The sequence below is a fragment of the Microcystis sp. M49636_WE2 genome (genome assembly GCF_030065375.1).
Taxonomy (GTDB): Bacteria; Cyanobacteriota; Cyanobacteriia; order Cyanobacteriales; family Microcystaceae; genus Microcystis; species Microcystis aeruginosa_C.
The window spans coordinates 1-3,527 of sequence record NZ_JASJFG010000541.1 but is presented as its reverse complement, the minus strand read 5'-3'; the positions used below and the strand labels follow the sequence as shown (position 1 = coordinate 3,527).

The 3,527-nt window shown below is 39.1% G+C and carries 3 protein-coding genes and 1 pseudogene; 3 read left to right on the top strand and 1 reads right to left on the bottom strand.

Annotated elements, in window-relative coordinates; all coding sequences use genetic code 11:
- Window positions 1-163 precede the first annotated feature (163 nt).
- The 3 genes from PX484_RS12560 (at window position 164) to PX484_RS12550 (ending at window position 2,769) form a co-directional block, all read left to right on the top strand.
- Window positions 164-376, top strand: coding sequence for a DUF3134 family protein (locus PX484_RS12560; RefSeq protein ID WP_288104093.1), 213 nt, complete (start codon window positions 164-166; stop codon window positions 374-376).
- Between the two features lie 142 nt (window positions 377-518).
- Window positions 519-1,679 (top strand): N-acetyltransferase DgcN family protein, encoded by a 1,161-nt coding sequence (locus tag PX484_RS12555; RefSeq protein WP_002803442.1) that lies wholly within the window; start codon window positions 519-521, stop codon window positions 1,677-1,679.
- 4 nt (window positions 1,680-1,683) lie between these two features.
- Window positions 1,684-2,769, top strand: a complete 1,086-nt coding sequence (locus PX484_RS12550) for an alanine/ornithine racemase family PLP-dependent enzyme (RefSeq protein WP_002803441.1) — start codon at window positions 1,684-1,686, stop codon at window positions 2,767-2,769.
- A gap of 485 nt (window positions 2,770-3,254) precedes the next feature.
- Here the strand turns inward: PX484_RS12550 and PX484_RS12545 are convergent.
- Window positions 3,255-3,527: pseudogene (locus tag PX484_RS12545) on the bottom strand (ABC transporter ATP-binding protein); the annotation flags it as partial.

The window sequence follows — 3,527 nt, the reverse complement described above, 5'->3', positions numbered from 1 at the left end:
TATATTGGAACCGACTCTATCTATCTGTCCAAATAGTAAATCTGACAGCTGAACTTTTTTACTTTGCTAAACTTGACAATTTTTTTCAGTTTTTTGTGGGTTGCTTCGTGATCAACAATAGAACAACCAATAGAGTTAACTTCTCAAAGGAAATTCAACAGGTATGAAATTTAATCCTTCTCTTAGTCAAGAACCTCGCTATCAGGCAATTCCTGTTATGCAGATAACTTCCAAAGAAACCCTTCTCCATTGGTTAGAACGGACAGGAAGATTAAAATTACGTCAATCTGATGCTCATCCCGATTCGCAAATTTTAGAAGAACTAGACGATATTATCGATCCAGATAATTATGCTATAGAAGAAGAAGAAGAATAAATAGTCTTAAGTAGGTGGGTGGAATTAAATATAAGATGAACGTAGGTTGGGTTGAAGCATGAAACCCAACGCCCGCTAATGTTACGCTACCGCTAACCCATCCTACAAATAATTGTGCCTCCCTACTTACTGGGAGTTAGGAGTGAAATTTCAATTATCTAATATTCAGGAGATTAAGAAAGTGGTATCAACGAAAAAAACGGCTTTAATTTACTGTGAAAATCAGTTTGGACGTGTGGACGGAAAAACGGCAGCTGGCTTGATCAGACAATCAGAAATATATACAATTGTTGGTGTGCTGGATAGTTCCTTAACAGGAAAAGATGCGGGAGAAGCATTAGGAGATAAAAAAAATCATATTCCCATTTTTGCCAATTTACAAACAGCCTTAGAAAAACTTAGAGATGTTCCCAATTGTTATATCTACGGCAAAGCACCCTTAGAAGCGTTTATTCCCCCCCTAGAAAGGCTGCTAATTTTAGAAGCAATGGCAGAAGGAATGGATATTATTAATGGTTTGCATCAATTCTTCTCCGAAGATTTAGAATTTAGGGAGCAAGCTAGTCAGTATGGTGTGCAAATTACAGACATTCGTAAACCACCACAATTAGCTGATCTTCATGTATTTACTGGGCAAATTTCCCAAGTAAATATACCCGTTATTGCCTTTTTAGGAACCGATTGTGCTTGCGGAAAAATGACCACTGCGGTGGCAGTTAATCAAACTCTCCAAGGCTTGGGTATTAAGTCTGTCTTAGTCGCTACTGGACAAACTAGCTTGATGCAGGGAGCAAGATATGGGGTTTCGATCGATGCTTTGGTTTCTCAATTTGTCATCGGTGAAATTGAAAATGCTGTGGTTCAAGCTTTTGAGAAAGAAAAACCCGATATTATTTTAGTGGAAGGACAAAGTTCTCTGAGTCATCCTGCTTTTATGAGTTCCGTGGGAATTTTGAAAGGAAGTAGGCCCGATGGGATTATTTTACAACATCCCCCAGCCCGAAAATTTCGCTGTGATTTTCCTCATTTAGCCATGCCAAAATTACAGGAAGAAATTTCACTAATTGAGGCAATTTCTCCCACTAAAGTTATCGCTATTGCGATTAATCACGAAAATCTCACCGCAGCAGCCACTGAGCGTATTATTGCCAAATATGAGCGAGATTTTCAGTTACCGACTACTGATGTTTTGTTACACGGATGTGAGAAATTAGTCCAAGCTTTATGCGATCGCTTTCCGAAATTAAACCGGAAAATCAAAGGGGAAATTTTAGCTGCAATTCCCGCAATTGGGAGCAAATAGGCTGATGAAAGACCTTTTACCCAGAATCGAGATTTCTCTCCCGAAAATACGCCATAATGCTCGTTTACTCTGCCAATTATACGGCAGCAAGGGACTTTCTGTCATGGGAGTTTCCAAAGCGATTTTGGGTGATCCCTCGATCGCCTTGGCGATGATTCAAGGTGGAGTCAACTTTATCGCTGACTCTCGAATCGAAAATATTCTCAAAATGAAACAAGCAGGAATAGTGACAACTTTTGTTCTGTTGCGTACTGCCTTGAGTCAAGCAGAATCAGTGGTTAACATTGCAGATATCAGCTTAAATACCGAATTAGCAACAATTCAGGAACTTTCCTATTATGCTCAAGAAAAGCAAAAAATACACCGCATTATTATCATGACGGAGTTAGGGGATTTACGCGAAGGTGTACTGCCGAAAGATCTCGTCAAGTTCATCAAAAAAACCCTCGCTTTTCCCTTTATCAAAATTGTTGGACTGGGTTGTAATTTGGCTTGTTATGGAGGTATTAAACCTGATAGCCATAATATGAGCAAATTATCTGTGTTAACAGATACAATTGAGCAGGAATTTTTAATAAAATTACCGATTATTTCAGGAGGCAATTCTGCTAACTATCAATGGTATCAAAAAAGTAGCGAAGTTGGTCGGATTAATAATCTGCGTTTAGGAGAATCAATTTTATTAGGTTGTGAAACAGTTAATCGACAAGTGATACCTGGCTTATATACCGATGCTTTTCGGTTAATTGCTGAAGTAATCGAATCTAAAGATAAACCATCTCTACCCTCTGGAGAAATTGGTCGAGATGCTTTTGGTAATGTTCCCAGCTTTATCGATCAAGGCATTCACCGTCGAGTTATTATTGCATTAGGAAGACAGGATGTTCTTATCTCTGGATTACAAACAAGTCAGGAGATAAAAATATTAGGTTCTAGTAGCGATCATCTAGTTCTTGATAGTCATAACAAGAGGTTAAAAGTAGGAAGCGAAGTCAGTTTTAATCTTGATTACGGAGGACTTTTAACAGCCATGACTTCTCCTTTTATTACTAAAAGTTATGCTCTCAATGCAGTAGCACAACTGTCTTGATCGATTAATAAATAGGGTTTGCTGAAAAAGTTTTTCCTGGGGGCAGGGTGTGGGGTGTGGGGTTTTACCAGTTTTGAGGTGGCCAATTACCTAATTTTCAGGGAAAAAGTGCCTAAATTTACCCCCGATCACTCCCAGATCCAGTACTTTTTGATTGACAAAAGGTCTAAAAGTCTTACCCAACAAGGTTTTTAGATTTATTCAGCAGACCCTATTTAGGGGTTGCTGGCTTATCCACCTTGACATCAGGGCCGTAGAGATTTGTACTCAATTACTATCCTATCGCTAAATTCCGGGCTCTTCTCGACTTTGTGTGATAAGTTTAAATTATATAGGATCGATCGATCTTTGTGTCCTTTGTGTCTTTGTGGTTCGTTCCACCCCCTCGCTAGGAGAAATGTATCTTAGAATACATTTTACCCACCAAACCTAGGAGAGCCAATTCCGGGAAGAAATCAAAATCCCCCTCAATCCTTAACAAATTCCTAATCATCTCGTTTGGCCCCATGATCAGCCGCCCCGAGGTATAATTCCCCTACTTTCGGGTTATTGAGTAAATCTTGACCCGATCCCTGAAAACGATCTTGACCACTTTCTAAAACATAACCTCGATCGGACATCATTAGGGCTTTTTTGGCATTCTGTTCCACTAAAATAATTGCAGTTCCCGTCTGATTAATCGCTTTTATCTGTTCAAAAACGCTGGTTACTAAGATAGGAGATAAAGCTGCCGAAGGTTCATCGAGAATTAATAAATC